We start from the raw sequence: 14,602 nt of genomic DNA, 5'->3' as shown, positions 1-14,602 counted from the left end.
CGTTTGGCGTGTTTATTTAAAGTATATTAACGCAAAAAGCCCATTAATCTGCACAGAAGTTAATTTGTGTGCAAAATAATGGGCTCATTGTTGCCGTTTTGGGGGATTGCCTTACATGGCGTTTTCTATGCCTTGGCTGTTGTTGCACTCTTGGCATCTCCATTTAAATGAGGATAGGAGATGCGAGTGTGGTAAATTGCCTTCAAACGTTCGATAAGAACCTGTTTGGCAAGGGCTATATCGCGGAATGTAATCGGACATTCCTTGAAGAAACCATCAGCTACCTGACCATCAATCAACTTGTTCACCAGGTTGCTGATGCTTTCCTCGGTATATTCATGCATTGAACGGGAGGCAGCTTCTACAGTATCTGCCATCATCAATATCGCCTGTTCACGGGTGAAAGGGTTAGGACCCGGATACTGGAATAGGGATTTATCAACCACCTCTGTAGGATGGGCATTGCAATAGTTGACATAGAAAAATTTGGTGATTCCCATGCCATGATGCGTAGTAATGAAGTCTTTGATGATGCCCGGTAAGCCAACCTTCTCTGCCATCTTCAAGCCTTCGTATACGTGATTGATGATGATTTGTGCACTTTCCAGGTCACTCAGCTGGTCGTGTGGATTTACGCCAGCCTGATTTTCGGTAAAGAAAACCGGGTTGGTCATTTTTCCGATATCGTGATAGAGGGCTCCTGTACGTACCAGCAGACTGTTTGCCTCGATGCGGTTGGCGATTTCTGCAGCCAGGTTACCTACGGTGATGGAATGCTGGAAGGTACCCGGTGCTATCTCACTCAGATTGCGGAGCAGTCCCTTGTTGGTGTTTGACAACTCGAAGAGCGTCACGTTGGAGGTGAATCCGAACATCTTTTCGATGATATACATCAGCGGGTAAGACAACAGGAGGAAAATACCGTTGATGGTAAAATAGGTGTACATATTGCGATCGATATTGAACACCTGATTATCCTGCATCAGCTGAAGTGCAAAGTATACCACGCCACTGGCAAGGGCAACCAGCAAGGCTGTGATGAATATCTGAGAACGCTTGGAAAGTTCGCGTAACGTATAGATGGCAACCAGACCGGAAGCCAACTGTACGATGATAAACTCGTACTGGTATTTTACGGCTGCCGCACAGATAAGTATCATCGTGACATGGGTGATGAATGCTGTACGCGAATCCATGAAGACGCGCACGAATATTGGTGTCATGGCAAATGGGATGATATAAACGCTGAAGAAGTTATGACTCATGATGAGTGAAACAAAAATAGGGAACAGCGTTATCATCGCATAGAGCATGGTGATACTGCGGGGCTTGTCGAAATAGTCTTTCCGGAACAGGCTGAGGTAGCTGGTGAACATGATGACCAGGATGAAGACGAAAAGAATCTGACCGATGATGGTTGTCGTGATTTCGTCTGCTGTAGAACTGCGGCGCTTCATCTCTTTGTCAAAAGAACAAAGCACACGGTAGGTGTTGTCGGTAATCACTTCACCACGGTCTATGATTTTCTGACCGCTCATCACCATGCCACTGGCGAGCGGAATACTGCTGAGCATATCATTCTTCTCGGTTTCACTTCGTTCTTTGTCGTAAATGAGGTTTGCCTCGATATAATTATTAAGGTTGCAGCGTGACAGAATCTGGCGCTGTGCGGCTATCCTTTCGTCGAAGAATATTCGCTCGTAGGCAGCAATGGTAGAATAGAAACTGCCGATAGGGACGCTACGGACATTCTTTCCGCTGATGATGCGAATCATGCTCGTGGAGTCTTTATAGATACGGTTGTATTCCGGGGTATTGATGATTCCGGTTTGATAGATTTTGTGCAGCTGCTGGGCTATGAGCTCAACATACTCTTTAGGCAGTCCGGGAATGCCCTGGCTGAAGTCGTGTCGGAACCGGTGCACCTGTACATTTTCCGTATTAGGATTGACGGTATAATAAGGCAGAAACTGTTTCAGCAAAGAGTCTTGCTCATGCTTGATAGATTCATCTGTCTTGTAAATAGGAAAATCAAATTTTGCGATGACGGAACCGTACATCCAAGGCTTTCCTACATCATACCGATACTGTCTTCCTTCATTGTGTGGCAAGAACCAAACAATGATGGCAACGGTTACGCAGATAAGAACTGCTTTTGTGGCAAAATTACGCCAATAATTGTGTTCTGGGTTGTTGAATATGCTCATTTTCGTCTAATTATTCTATTTACAGTGCGAAAATACGAAAAAAAACTATTATAATCGCAAAAAAAGATGTAAATTTGCAGAAAAATTTGAAATAAGCTATAAAATAAGACATGACAGATAGAAAAGTAAGGGTGCGTTTCGCCCCAAGTCCTACAGGTGCATTGCACATTGGTGGTGTTCGTACCGCCCTCTATAATTATTTGTTTGCTCGCCAGCATGGTGGTGAGCTTGTGTTCCGTATTGAGGATACTGACTCTCATCGTTTCGTTCCTGGAGCTGAGGAGTATATCCTGGAATCTTTCAAATGGCTCGGCATCCAGTTTGACGAGGGTGTGAGCTTCGGTGGTGAGCATGGTCCTTATCGCCAGAGTGAGCGTCGCGACATCTATAAGAAGTATGTGCAGCAGCTCCTGGACAACGGCAAGGCTTACATCGCTTTTGATACTCCAGAGGAGTTGGAGGCAAAGCGTGCCGAGATTCAGAACTTCCAGTATGATGCTCATACCCGTATGCAGATGCGCAACTCTCTTACCCTTTCCAAGGAGGAGGTAGATCAGCTCATCTCAGATGGTAAGCAATATACTGTACGCTTCAAGATTGAACCGGGTCAGGAGATTCACGTGAACGATATGATTCGTGGCGATGTGAAGGTGATGAGCGATATCCTGGATGACAAGGTGCTTTATAAGAGTGCTGATGAATTGCCTACTTATCACCTGGCAAATATCGTGGACGACCACTTGATGGAAATCTCTCACGTGATTCGTGGTGAGGAGTGGTTGCCTAGTGCTCCATTGCACGTTCTCCTTTATCAGGCTTTCGGTTGGGAGGATACTATGCCTCGCTTCGCCCACCTGCCTTTGCTCCTCAAGCCAGAGGGTAAGGGTAAGCTCTCTAAGCGTGATGGCGATCGCCTTGGTTTCCCTGTATTCCCATTGGAGTGGCATGACCCTAAGACGGGTGAGGTTTCTTCTGGTTATCGTGAGAGTGGCTACTTCCCAGAGGCTGTAGTCAACTTCCTGGCGCTCCTAGGCTGGAATCCTGGTACAGAGCAGGAAATCTTCTCTCTCGATGAGTTGGTGAAGGCATTCGATATCTCCCGTTGCTCTAAGGCTGGTGCCAAGTTTGACTTCAAGAAGGGCATCTGGTTCAACCATGAGTATATCCTCATGAAGAGTGACGATGAGATTGCCAATCTCTTTGCACCTATTGTGGCAAACAATGGTGTAGAGGAGACTCTGGACCGCGTAAAGCAGGTGGTACACATGATGAAGGACCGTGTGAACTTCGTCTATGAGTTGTGGCCATTGTGCTCATTCTTCTTCATTCCTCCTACAGAGTATGATGCAAAGACAGCCAAGAAGCGCTGGAAGGAGTATTCTGCACAGCAGATGACCGAACTCGCTGAGGTACTCGAGGGTATTGAGGATTTCTCAATCGAGGGTCAGGAGCCTATCGTGATGAAATGGGTAGAGGACAAGGGCTATAAGCTCGGTGATGTGATGAACGCCTTCCGCCTGACTCTTGTGGGTGAGGGTAAGGGCCCAGGAATGTTCGACATCTCTGCCTTCCTCGGTAAGGAGGAGACATTGCGTCGTCTTCGCAAGGCTATCGAAGTTTTGGGTTAATTCACAGATATAAATATCTCTCTGGGGAAATATGTTCTGCACATGTGGCGGCATTTTCCTCAGAGAGTTCACGTATTTATAGATAGTAACCAATATAAAGAAATATCATGATCTATAATATCGTAATCTATTTCGTCCTTTGGGGCATAGCCATAGCCAGCTTGTTTAATGAAAAGGTGCGCAAGATGTGGCGTGGCGAACGTGAGGCTTTCAAGATATTGAAGCAGAAGGTGGATCCTACAGCTAAGTACATTTGGTTTCATGCGGCTTCGCTCGGCGAGTTTGAACAGGGACGTCCTTTGATGGAACGCATCCGCAAGGAATATCCGCAGTATAAGATTTTGCTTACCTTCTATTCTCCTTCAGGTTATGAGGTGCGCAAGAACTATGAGGGTGCAGACATCATCTGTTATATGCCAGTAGATACCCGTCTGAATGCCATTCGTTTCCTCCGCCTTGTACGTCCTGTGATGGCTTTCTTCATCAAGTATGAGTTCTGGTCTAATTTTCTTCATATCCTGAAGCATCGCAATATTCCTACCTATAGTGTGAGCAGTATTTTCCGTGAGGATCAGGTGTTCTTCAAGTGGTATGGCAGGAGTTATGCTGGTGTGTTGAAGTGCTTTACCCGTTTCTTTGTTCAGAATGAGGAAAGCAAGCGATTGCTTGAAAGCATCGGAATCACTGATGTGGATGTGGTAGGAGATACCCGTTTCGACCGTGTGCTCCAGATTAAGCAGGCGGCAAAGCACTTGCCTATCTGCGAAGCTTTCAGAAGTGGGATGGCTGGTTCTGATTCTGCTGCGTCTTCTGAGAAAGCATCTCATCCTGACTATCAGGTATTCGTAGCTGGTAGCTCCTGGCCTCCAGATGAGGAAATCTTTATCCGTTTCTTCAATGAGCATAAGGATTGGCGACTGCTGATTGCTCCTCATGTGATTGCTGAGGAACATCTGAAGCTGATTCTTTCTCTCTTGAAGGATAAGAAGGTGGTGCGCTATACACAGACTACTCCTGAGGAGGCAGCCAAGGCTGATGTGCTGATTATCGATTGCTTCGGATTGCTGAGCAGCATGTATAACTATGGCGATGTGGCTTATATCGGCGGCGGTTTTGGTGTGGGTATTCATAATACCCTGGAGGCTGCTGTATGGAATATGCCGGTTATCTTTGGTCCAAACAACAAGAAGTTCCAGGAGGCTCAGGGCTTGCTGAAGTCGGGTGGCGGTTTTGAAATCAATACCTATGAGGACTTCGAGGGCTTGATGAGTTCCATGATGAACGATGCGGCTTTCCTGAAGCAGGCTGGTGATAAGGCTGGAGCCTTCGTAGCGAGTCTTTCGGGTGCCACCGGTAAGGTTTTGGCAAAGGTTAAATTATAATGTATAAAAGGATTACATTACTAAGGTTTCCCATCCCAGTTTATAGGGCATTTTTGAGTCCTTAATGTTCCATCAATCCCTATAAACAGGGCATTTTAACGGTTACCTAAAAAGTTTTTTATGCCACTTCTTTTCCATTTTCGCCAATCCTACAAGATGCAAGGCTCCTTTGCCAAGCTTTCTAACTTCGGCGATGAGATATTCACAAGTAAACCAGCTGTCACAAAGAACATACTTGGCTCGCAGGCACTTATGACTCCAAGCTCTCTTTATCATGTCAACGGCAACCTTCAGTTTCGATTCCGTAGACTCGTTAAAGCGGATGGCGTTTGGGTTCTCGGCATTACGCTGTTTGGCAAAACGGGTAAAAAGTGCCATTAAATTGGTTCGCTATGAACTTTTAATACTTAATATGTTTGATAACTCAGAAAAATTGCTTAATTTTGCATCCACAACAGTTACTCTTTAAATCGTTGTTTTTGTTCTTTAGCGATTACAAAGATACAACTTTTTATCGAGAAACTGTTATTTTCACCCCATTATTTTTGGGAGGGAAACTTTTGTTAATAACAAATTACACGCTTAGTTGCGGAATTAAGGCATAAATCATAAATTTGCACTTGCTAATTGACTCCGCCATACAGATATTGACAAACAACATTTATCGCAACATCATGATTTCTCCAAATTACACATTATACGACAATTCCCTCGGCATAGCTCTTGTGCTGATGCTGTTCTTTGCTTTCTATTTTCTTTTGGCAAAGACACCCGACAAGCGCATCTTCAGTAATTATCTCATGTCGCGTCGCCTCATGGCCGGAGCGCTGCTGGCACTGTCAGCCAATTATTCGGTGCATTTATTTGTGGCTCCCCGGTTTCTTTGGAAAGAGGCAGCCATCATGATGAATCTCTCCACCTATTACCTTACTTACTGGCTCTTCAACTGCGCTTTCATGGTACTGCTCAAGCCCCATTACTTTACAGTGAGGCGGTTCCTTATGCATATCGCTGGATGGCTGGCCTACGTTCTTCTCTCCATTGTGCTGTTGTTGGGCGTGTCAAAGGGCACAATGCAACATGCCGCAATTGCACTCATGGCACTTTGGCTTATTGCCTACGGCATCTGTCTTTCACGCAACATCATCCTCACATACCGCCGTGCCGTGCGACTGTTCGACGACATGCACTCAGAGGACATCGGCGCCTACATCCACTGGATGTCCATCTTCACATGGTGGGCGCTGATATATGGCGTTGGCTGCGGACTGCTCACTTTCCTCCCCGACCGCTTCGTTTTCCTTTGGATTTTGTCGAGCATTCCTTTCTACATTTATCTTTACTGCTCCTATCTGAACTATCTGCTTTTTTACGAACAGGTGGAAAGTATTTTAGAGAAAGAGATGATGGAGGAAACAAGCCAAACGCTTAACTGCAATGAACATGATGATGCGCTCCTTCCAACTTATCACGCCACCATCAAGGAGCGGTTGGACAAGTGGATTACTGCCGACGGCTATACCCGTCAAGGGCTGACCATTGAGGAACTGGCAGCCACACTCGTAACCAACCGCACCTACCTCTCATCATACATCAAGATGGTTTATCACGTGTCATTCCGCGAATGGATTGCCGAACTCCGCATTGCCTACGCCAAACAACAGTTGGTGCAGCATCCGGAACTGACGGTCGCCGCTATATCCGAGGCATCGGGGTTTCTTTCGCTGAGCTATTTCACGAAGATATTCACGACGAAAGAAGGCTGTCCGCCGTCCAAATGGCGAAAGAGGGCTATCGCAAATGGCTGAGGCCAAAGTTGCGCTATCCACAATTTTTGCTCTATCAGCAAACTTAGCTATTGCGCTAACAGCAAGTTTTTGTTCTACGCACAAAAATCTCTGTTCCACAGAGGTTGGACTTTCGTATGTCTTAAACATTTCGTATCTTTGCCGACACCAACCGGTGCGAATATTAACAAATATCACAAATATGACAAATATGACAAAGAAACAAATGCTAAAGAAAAGATGCTCCAACACTATTCTCACACGCCACTTGTTGTCAGTAGCGTGCGTGATTATTGCAATCCTTACAACTTCGTGCGGCAATGATGACAACGATGCTCCGACCGTCATCACACACAATCCAGCAGCCTACATCAAAGACGACGGCAAACTGGCAATGCTGCATGCCATGAGGGATGTTGACGGGACCGGCCGACTGTACGAAATCGACTATACGGCCGATTACAGACTGGATGACGTACTGAAGGCCGGTTACACACAAACCAACCAGCTCTTCAGCTACATCGCCTACCTGCTCTATGACAGTATTCCTAAAAGTCAGGCAAAGGTCTCTCTTGGCACAGGCTGTAGCGCCTTCGCTGCACCTGAGCGTCAAAGCGGCAACTTCATGATGGGACGCAACTACGACTACCGTCATTCCACTGCCGACGGAAAGAGCTACAAGTCAATAGCGGCCATCTTAGTGCATACGGCACCGGCTGGCGGGAAACGGTCCATTTCGATGGTCGATGGCATGAACTTAGGCTATGGCAAGGGGTTCTATACCGATGGAACAACTGATCTCTCACTCTTGATGGGACTGCCTTATGCCGCCCTCGACGGCATCAATGAGGACGGCTTTGCCATCGGTGTGCTGTCACTTAACGAGAACCAGACCAACCAGCAGACAGGCAAGCCGCGCATTGGTACGACGACAGCTATAAGAATGTTGCTCGACAAGGCCTCAACCGTGAATGAGGCCATACAGCTCCTGGGCAGTTACGATATGGACATGCGCGGCAGCGGACGCGGCAACTACCACTACTTCATGGCCGATGCCACTGGCGACTATGCCATTGTGGAATATACCCGTTCCAAAGGCGAGACCACACCGAGAGTAATGGAGGTGCTGAAAGGGAACGACACCCTGCGCTGTGTCACCAATTTCTATGTCTCGCCGACGATGGTTGGCACTACCGACGGCTGGGGATCAAAACACGGCAAGGTGCGTTATGATACACTGAGAAACACCCTGCGTGCCAACAACTATGTACTGAAAGCGGCCGATGCCATGCCGCTGCTTCAGGCCGTCTCACAGCCTCCGACCGAGGAACTCACGTCGCAGACCCAATGGTCAGCCCTCTACGACCTTTCTGAAAAGACGCTCCGTCTGTCCATTCTTCGCGAATATGGCAAGACGTTTAACTTCAAGATAAAATAATTTAACACTGGCATGATGAACAAGACCTTATTCAAACTTATTCCGGCACTAAGGCAAGCCAATTGCTTTCATTGGCTAGCTATCATGCTGATAATCCCTGCCTTCTTTGTAACAGGTTGCTCAGACGACGCAGCATCCCCGGGAGGCAGCGGGGCTGAGACGGCTGACTCATCCGCTATCTCACTGACCTACCACCACTTCACGGCATCCGATGATGTCATTATCCTAAATGCCGACACCACACGGATTGCTGTCAGCAAGGCATTGGCCGACAAGATGGGCATCACCCGCTTCTCTGGCAGACCAATGGCGGTATGGCAAAAAGTGAACAGCCTTCCTTACATCCGGCGCGTCACATCTGAAATGCTGGATAACGGCCGCTATGTGCTCACTGTTGACAAGAGCGCTTCGTTGGCAGACGTACTGCCGGAGGATGCGGAGATAAATTTCGATACAAAAATCCATGTCAACCATCAAGCCGCAAAAGCCTGGACGCGCGCCGGTGGCACCAATGCCGTTGAAGACATGTCCGCCCGATATATGGAGGGAGACACCATCCATCCGGCAGTTATCCTCTATACCGACAATGGTGGCGCTGGAGAGGACGTGCAGGTGACGGAAGACATGGCACTTGCACGCAGCCAGTTCACCCGGGCCTCCGGGACGGACGGCTATGCTTATGCAACGGCAGAGGATCTGGACAAGTCTGACATCGACTGGGCTATTGTCAATAAGGATGTCACGCTGAAAGCAAACATCAAGTTGGATTCAAAAGCGGATGCGAGCATCGGACTGAAAGTTCCCGTTAAGGCAAAGGTCAACGCCAAGCTGCAATTAAAGACCGGCTTCTCGTTTAAGAAAGGCATAACGTTAAAGAAATTTGATGCCGGTGTCTATGGCGGACTCGCTTTCAAGCCCGAAATGAACTTGAATGTTGGCAAGAGCCTTACATTGCCAAAAGACAAGTTCACCAAGCGGCTGATAAGTTTTCCCGGCTATACCGCGGTCTTCATGGCTGGCATTGTCCCCGTGAGCATCACTTTCAGTCCTGGTGTCATTTTCAAGGTTGACGGTACGCTGACAGGCAGCCTCAGCACCGGCCTGTCGTATAGGTTTGAGAATAAACTCAAGGCCGGTGTCCTCTATGAGGGCTCATGGAAGGCCTATGGTGAATACAGGCAGATAGAGAACAAGTTTTCCATGGATGTCATCAAGGGCAACGTGAACTTGAGAACAGGCATAGGCTTCTATGTCTCTTGCGATGCGATGATCTACGGTTTCGCCGGTCCGGAAATCGCTGTCGGCCCGCGGTTAGGACTTGATGCCGATGCTTCCATCACGGTGCCGGCAAAAGGTGATCCGACATTCGCATTCAATGCAAGCCTGAAATGCGGGGTGCAGTCACTGATAGGCGCAAAACTGAAGATTTGGAAGTGGACGCTGGCTGACTGGAATACTACTTTCGCCATATCGCCCCAATGGACAATTTGGCAATATAAGACATGATTTTCGGCTTTATCAGCATTCCCTATTCCACATGATTCATCCCATGAGTCTTAATTTTGCATCCATAACAGTTACTCTTTAAATCGTTGTTTTTTTTCTTTAGCGATTACAAAGATACAACTTTTTATTGAGAAACAGTTATTTTTACCCCATTATTTTGGGGTGGGAAACTTTAGTTACATTATATAATATATAGAATCTTATATATAAATAAAAGGTCTCATGGTTTTTGAAATCATGAGACCTTTTTTTTGATGTTTGGCATAGAATTCTATTTGTTTCCTTCCATGCTTGCATTGTTTTTTTTGCTTTTTTTTATTTGATGATGCGGTAGTAATCCTCCTTGCGAGGCTTTACGGTATGAGGATGAGCAGATGCGTAACCTAAAGCCAGAGCTCCTACTCCCATCAAACCTTCAGGAAGATTCCAATCCTTCATCAACTTCTTGCCTTCTTCTGATGCAAACATGCCGTCTTCACGGTTAATCCAGCAAGATGCAAGGCCGATAGAGTGGGCTGCAAGCATCATATTGCCCAAGATGAGGCTGCCGTCTTTTACTCCGTTCACATTACTTTCTGGAGCCAGGACGATGACGATGGTTGGCGCTCCGTAGTATGGATCACTCTCTACACCCATGATGTCTGCGTTCATCTTGCGAAGCTGTGCGCAAATCTCAGGATTCTGAACTGCTATGATGAATGGCTCCTGGGTTCCATGACCTGTTGCTGCCCATGTGCCGGCCTCCAATACAGTCTTCAACTCTTCGTCGGTAATCTGGTCTGCCTTGAAACGACGAATACTTCTTCTCTCCTTAATGGCTTTCAAAACTTCATTTTCCATATTATCTTGTTTTAAACATTTTATTTAGAAATCTTTTCTCTTTCTTCGCTCTTTTATGCAGGGCATCCGCTCAAATCCTCTTCATCCATATACTGGCTGAGAACCCGAGCTATGCGGATCAGGCCCTGCATCAGGGTCTTGCGAGGACAGGCGATGTTGAGGCGCAGGTAGCCCTGGCCAGCCTTTCTGCCATACATCGTACCGCTGTTGACGAATACCTTGCCATCATTCATCAGCTTCTCATAAGCCTCGTCGCTTGACAGTTCGAATGGCAGGATATCGAGCCATACCAGGTAGGTGCCTTCAAGGCGGGTAACGCGAACTTGTGGCAATTCGGTATTGAAGAATTCCTTTACTGCCTGATAGTTCTCGTAGAGATATTGGTTCAGGTCGTCGAGCCATTCCTCACCCTCGTTGTAGGCAGCCTGGAGAGCGATAACGCCGAATGGGTTTACGTCACAAACCTCGTTGATGTTGATGGCACGGTTGATGCGGCGGCGCAATGTTGCATCCGGACTGATAATGTTGGCTATCTGAAGTCCTGCAATATTGAATGACTTTGATGGAGAATTCAATACTACGCAGTTGTCACGGCAAGCCTCGCTGATGCTGGCAAATGGAGTATACTGATAGCCTGGCATGATGAGCTCGCAATGGATTTCATCTGCGATGACCTTTACACCGTGCCTGAGACAGATGTCGTTCATTCGCTCCAGTTCCTCTTTCTTCCATACTCTTCCGGCTGGATTGTGAGGATTGCAGAGGATGAAGGCTGTGGTCTTCTCGTCGGCACATTTGCGCTCGAAGTCTTCGAAATCAATCTCATAAGTGCAGTTGCCCACACGTTTCAGTTCGTTTTCTACTACTTCGCAGCCGCTGTTTGTGATGCAGGAGAAGAAGCAGTTGTAGACAGGTGTCTGTACCAATACCTTTTCGCCAGGCATGCAGATGGCTTTCAGACAGCAAGAAATGGCTGGTACAACGCCTGAAGTATAGAGAATCCAGTCTTTCTCTATCTTCCACTGGTGGCGGCGGGAGAACCAGCTGATGATAGCCTCGTAATAAGAATCAGGTACGAGGGTATAGCCGAAGATTCCATGAGCTACGCGCTTCTGCAGAGCTTCGATGATGCAGGGAGCAGTCTGGAAGTCCATATCTGCTACCCACATCGGAATAACGCCGTCTTCCTTCACCAGATCCCATTTGTATGAGTTGGTTCCACGACGTTCGATGATTTCATCAAAATTGTATTTCATATTTGTTTTCTATCTATGTTGTTTCTTCTATCTATATAGGATAAATCTCTTATTTATATAGGATGATTCTCTTTTTCTCCTAATCGAAATCTTCGTTCGTAGACTTTGAATCTCCGTTCAAAGACATTGAACGTACATTCAAAGCTTTTGAACGGCCGTTCAGTGTCTATGAACGGAGATTTCAGTTAAGTGTAAGAATAATTAGTTATGGGAACAATAAGTAATTTACTTGATTGTTGTCATTTCTGTAATTACCTCTTAAACTATTTCGATTTATCTGTGATTTTACATGCACCCTTTGGCGCTTTGGCAAACTCAGTATATGTTACGCTTCCCACTTCGTCTGCCTCGATTCTTCCGGAGATAGGGTTTTTGATATTGGTGATACTTCCCTTAATCTGTGCATCGATGTTGGTGCAATCCTCGAAGGCACGGTCGCATTCCTTATCAAAGGTGCAATCCTCCAGAGTTACATGGTCCATGTAGCAGAGAGGCTGCTCGCCGTTGATGTGGCAACGTACGAACTTGATGTTCTTGCTGTGCCAGGCCAGATACTCACCATTCAGTTCCGAATCATAGACGGTTACATTCTCGCATTCCCAGAAACTGTCCTTGGTTGTAATCTTTGCGTTGTGAATCTCCACATTCCTGCAGTATTGGAATACATACTTGGAATCGCTCTCCAGTCCATCTACATAGATGTTCTTGGAAAACATGAATGGATAGGTGCCGTCGTGGAGCTTTACGTTCTTCAGTTTCAGTCCATCTACCTTCCAGAAAGTCTCGTCTGCATCCGTGATGTTGACGTTCTCCAATTCCAGGTTCTTCATTTCGCGGAAGAACTTAGGACCATCGATGGTGCAGTCTTTCATCACCATATTATCACTATACCAGATGGCGGAACGGCTTTCTGGGGCGAAGTAGCAGTCTGTGATGAGGGAACCATCCACATGCCACCAAGGGTATTTGCCATAAAACTTGGAATGGTGGCATTCTATGTTTTGGCAGCACTTGATGCCCGATTCGCCATCTGTAATCGTAATATCTTCTAAACGCACATCGTGAGCACCGAAGAGAGGGCGCTCGCCTCCGAATGATTTGTTCTTTATCAATTCCATAATTTTCTATTATCCTTTTTTATTTGTTATTTCTGTTTGCAAAATTACAAAAATAATGCCAAAGTCGTATAACCTGATTTACTGAAAAGTGTAACTTTATGGCGTATTTGCGGATAAAGTTGCTGAAGGCAGGAAAAATGGAAATCAAAAAAGGCTGAATCATGAAGCATTTTCACGATTCAGCCCTTATCGAGTTAACTTCTAAAAATCCGAAGTGGAGAATTACAAGTTAGGGTTCATCTCTTTCCACTCAGCTACTGGAGGTACGATGCCAAGCTCTACGATCTCATCGCGCATCTTGCAAAGGTGCTCGTAAGACTTCTGGAGGCTAGCGAGCTCTTCCTCAGTACCTGTAGGCTCTGTGAAGTGAACACCAGTCTTGTCGATAGTAGTAGGCATAGCCATCATTACGTTCTTGAAACCGCACTTGTCGCAGTTTACATAGCAACCTGCTGGCAATGTGAACTTCTCACCACCCATAGCAGCCTCGATCATCTTAACTGCGTTGTAAGCTGGGCTCTGGAATGAAGAACGGCCACGGAGCTTGATGATGTTAGAACCACCCTGTACTGTGTGGTGCTTGATCTCCTCCCAACGCTCGTCAGAAAGACCCATCTCTGCCAATGGCTTGCCGTCAACCTTAACCTGAGAAGCAAATACTGCCATCTGCTCGCCGTGACCACCATAAGTGTGAGCGCCAGTAACCTTATCCTGCTGTACACCGAACTCGAGAGCCAAAGCCTGCTGCAAACGAGTAGAGTCGAGAGCTGCGAGTGAAGTCAACTGATTTGGCTTCAAACCAGAGTGGATAAGAGCTGTCAAAGCTGTAACGTCAGCTGGGTTGAAGATAACAACTACATGCTCAACCTCTGGGCAGTACTTCTTGATATTGTCACCGAACTCAGCAGCGATCTTGCAGTTACCCTTGAGAAGGTCCTCACGAGTCATACCCTCCTTACGAGGAGCACCACCAGAAGAGATGATGTACTTAGCACCAGTGAAAGCTTCCTCTGGATTTACTGTATAAGTAACGTTAACACCAGGGAATGCGCACTGCTGAATCTCATCGAAAACACCGTGAACACCTGGCTCGAAGATGTCGTAGAGACAAATATTAGGAGTAAGACCGAGCATCAAAGCGCTCTGAACCATGTTTGAACCAATCATACCGCCTGCACCGACGATAACGAGCTTGTCATTTGTTAAAAATTCCATAACTACAATATTTTATTTAAGATGTTTATAAATTTCTTGCTTACTGAGTTGCAATGTGTTGCAACTTTTGTTTTGCTGGATTGTCATCAGATAAAAAGACCGTAAATCTCGCTCTTTTGGCTTTCCGACCGCAAAATTACTAAAAAGTAATGTAAAACGTGCATTTATTTCCGCTTAAATTTGTGATTAATTCTTAAAATTCGTATCTTTGTAATCTCTAATTAG

At 46.3% G+C, this 14,602-nt stretch carries 11 protein-coding genes; 5 read left to right on the top strand and 6 right to left on the bottom strand.

Annotated elements, in window-relative coordinates; all coding sequences use genetic code 11:
• Positions 1–125: 125 nt before the first annotated feature.
• Positions 126–2,207, bottom strand: a complete 2,082-nt coding sequence (locus ACQRBJ_RS01430; protein WP_295348192.1) for an HDIG domain-containing metalloprotein — start codon at positions 2,205–2,207, stop codon at positions 126–128.
• 110 nt (positions 2,208–2,317) lie between these two features.
• On the opposite strand from ACQRBJ_RS01430, the gene gltX reads away from it, so the two are divergent.
• Positions 2,318–3,835 carry a glutamate--tRNA ligase gene (gene gltX / locus ACQRBJ_RS01425; RefSeq protein WP_445302673.1) on the top strand — a complete coding sequence of 506 codons (1,518 nt, stop codon included), beginning with the start codon at positions 2,318–2,320 and terminating at the stop codon, positions 3,833–3,835.
• Positions 3,836–3,945: 110 nt separating this feature from the next.
• Complete coding sequence (locus ACQRBJ_RS01420) at positions 3,946–5,217, top strand: glycosyltransferase N-terminal domain-containing protein (RefSeq protein ID WP_295348221.1); 1,272 nt, start codon at positions 3,946–3,948, stop codon at positions 5,215–5,217.
• Positions 5,218–5,319: 102 nt separating this feature from the next.
• On the opposite strand, the gene ACQRBJ_RS01415 is transcribed toward ACQRBJ_RS01420, so the two are convergent.
• A complete protein-coding gene (locus ACQRBJ_RS01415; protein ID WP_294969659.1) occupies positions 5,320–5,595 on the bottom strand; it encodes a hypothetical protein in 276 nt (91 codons plus the stop codon).
• 695 nt (positions 5,596–6,290) lie between these two features.
• Between ACQRBJ_RS01415 and ACQRBJ_RS01410 the strand changes: the two genes are divergently transcribed.
• From ACQRBJ_RS01410 to ACQRBJ_RS01400, 3 genes are all read left to right on the top strand, one after another.
• Complete coding sequence (locus ACQRBJ_RS01410; protein ID WP_445302672.1) at positions 6,291–7,025, top strand: helix-turn-helix domain-containing protein; 735 nt, start codon at positions 6,291–6,293, stop codon at positions 7,023–7,025.
• 190 nt (positions 7,026–7,215) lie between these two features.
• The gene (locus ACQRBJ_RS01405; RefSeq protein ID WP_445302671.1) at positions 7,216–8,442 is read left to right on the top strand and encodes a carcinine hydrolase/isopenicillin-N N-acyltransferase family protein; all 1,227 of its coding nucleotides are present in this window, start codon (positions 7,216–7,218) and stop codon (positions 8,440–8,442) included.
• A 12-nt stretch (positions 8,443–8,454) separates the two neighbouring features.
• Positions 8,455–9,948 (top strand): hypothetical protein, encoded by a 1,494-nt coding sequence (locus ACQRBJ_RS01400; RefSeq protein WP_235389781.1) that lies wholly within the window; start codon positions 8,455–8,457, stop codon positions 9,946–9,948.
• 315 nt (positions 9,949–10,263) lie between these two features.
• On the opposite strand, the gene ACQRBJ_RS01395 is transcribed toward ACQRBJ_RS01400, so the two are convergent.
• From ACQRBJ_RS01395 to ACQRBJ_RS01380, 4 genes are all read right to left on the bottom strand, one after another.
• Positions 10,264–10,788 (bottom strand): nitroreductase family protein, encoded by a 525-nt coding sequence (locus tag ACQRBJ_RS01395; protein WP_218416625.1) that lies wholly within the window; start codon positions 10,786–10,788, stop codon positions 10,264–10,266.
• A gap of 53 nt (positions 10,789–10,841) precedes the next feature.
• Positions 10,842–12,044 (bottom strand): MalY/PatB family protein, encoded by a 1,203-nt coding sequence (locus ACQRBJ_RS01390; protein WP_445302670.1) that lies wholly within the window; start codon positions 12,042–12,044, stop codon positions 10,842–10,844.
• 263 nt (positions 12,045–12,307) lie between these two features.
• Positions 12,308–13,162 (bottom strand): DUF3737 family protein, encoded by an 855-nt coding sequence (locus ACQRBJ_RS01385; protein ID WP_445302669.1) that lies wholly within the window; start codon positions 13,160–13,162, stop codon positions 12,308–12,310.
• Between the two features lie 222 nt (positions 13,163–13,384).
• Positions 13,385–14,377 (bottom strand): malate dehydrogenase, encoded by a 993-nt coding sequence (locus ACQRBJ_RS01380; protein WP_270531200.1) that lies wholly within the window; start codon positions 14,375–14,377, stop codon positions 13,385–13,387.
• Positions 14,378–14,602: the final 225 nt, after the last annotated feature.

Source organism: Prevotella sp. SGI.167 (assembly GCF_050313615.1).
Taxonomy (GTDB): Bacteria; Bacteroidota; Bacteroidia; order Bacteroidales; family Bacteroidaceae; genus Prevotella.
The sequence above is the reverse complement of the archived record's forward strand: the minus strand, read 5'-3'. Positions and strand labels throughout refer to the sequence as shown.

Excerpts from the sequence above, each read along its gene's own strand:
- ACQRBJ_RS01430 (WP_295348192.1), bottom strand. The coding sequence starts at position 2,207 with ATGAGCATATTCAACAACCCAGAACACAATTATTGGCGTAATTTTGCC.
- gltX (WP_445302673.1), top strand. The coding sequence starts at position 2,318 with ATGACAGATAGAAAAGTAAGGGTGCGTTTCGCCCCAAGTCCTACAGGT.
- ACQRBJ_RS01415 (WP_294969659.1), bottom strand. The coding sequence starts at position 5,595 with ATGGCACTTTTTACCCGTTTTGCCAAACAGCGTAATGCCGAGAACCCA.
- ACQRBJ_RS01410 (WP_445302672.1), top strand. The coding sequence starts at position 6,291 with ATGCAACATGCCGCAATTGCACTCATGGCACTTTGGCTTATTGCCTAC.
- ACQRBJ_RS01405 (WP_445302671.1), top strand. The coding sequence starts at position 7,216 with ATGACAAAGAAACAAATGCTAAAGAAAAGATGCTCCAACACTATTCTC.
- ACQRBJ_RS01400 (WP_235389781.1), top strand. The coding sequence starts at position 8,455 with ATGATGAACAAGACCTTATTCAAACTTATTCCGGCACTAAGGCAAGCC.
- ACQRBJ_RS01395 (WP_218416625.1), bottom strand. The coding sequence starts at position 10,788 with ATGGAAAATGAAGTTTTGAAAGCCATTAAGGAGAGAAGAAGTATTCGT.
- ACQRBJ_RS01390 (WP_445302670.1), bottom strand. The coding sequence starts at position 12,044 with ATGAAATACAATTTTGATGAAATCATCGAACGTCGTGGAACCAACTCA.
- ACQRBJ_RS01385 (WP_445302669.1), bottom strand. The coding sequence starts at position 13,162 with ATGGAATTGATAAAGAACAAATCATTCGGAGGCGAGCGCCCTCTCTTC.
- ACQRBJ_RS01380 (WP_270531200.1), bottom strand. The coding sequence starts at position 14,377 with ATGGAATTTTTAACAAATGACAAGCTCGTTATCGTCGGTGCAGGCGGT.